The organism is Ruegeria sp. AB5 (genome assembly GCF_056542645.1).
On sequence record NZ_JBQGAE010000081.1, the window covers coordinates 1 to 670 of the forward strand.

Annotated in this window: 1 protein-coding gene; it reads right to left on the reverse strand. The window is 55.2% G+C overall.

Annotated elements, in window-relative coordinates; all coding sequences use genetic code 11:
* Positions 1 to 449: Crp/Fnr family transcriptional regulator (locus ACR0L4_RS23720; RefSeq protein WP_480515672.1), on the reverse strand; the 449-nt coding region annotated here is incomplete at its 3' end.
* Between the last annotated feature and the right edge of the window lie 221 nt (positions 450 to 670).

Genomic DNA, 670 nt, shown 5'->3' on the forward strand with positions numbered 1-670 from the left:
GTCTGAGCCTTGAGTTGCTCTAGCTGCGCCACCAACGAGTGAAGATGGGTAAAGGTCGCGGCCAGAATAGAAATACCGATCTCAGGGTCCTCTCTCATCAATGAGATCAGGATCGGACTGGGGATATGCATGACATCACAGGCCGATACGGCCTCGGCGGATACAGGATAGGGAACGTTACGCAGAGCTACGGCCTCACCAAAGCTGTCACCACGTTTGAAGACGCTCACGACGGCTTCGGCCCCGGTGGGGGTCATGCGGAACAGCTTGACCCAACCCTCAAGCACGACGTGGATGGCCTGCGCTTTTTCCTCCTGCAGGAATATTGTCTCACCACGGTCATACTGACGCCAGATCGCGTGGCTCAGCAGTGTTTCCACATGCTGTTCCGGTAAACTGCGCAGCAGCAGCGACTGACGTGCGATCGCTTTTTGTGCTTCGTGAGACAAGAGAATACCCCTGTTACTTCCTGCCGGCGCGCGCGCTCGGTTGGTCCATCCCTGTCCCACGCTATGCCAGAGCCGGCAGTTGTGCACCATAGTTTTATGTTGTGTAAACTTGACTATTGTCATGTTGCGGGTTGGTTCGCTGCCCTATTCTCGGCCCAAAGCCAGTATTCCGGGGAGCACGTAACATGGACTACGAGCGTTATTTCAGTCAAAGCCTCAAT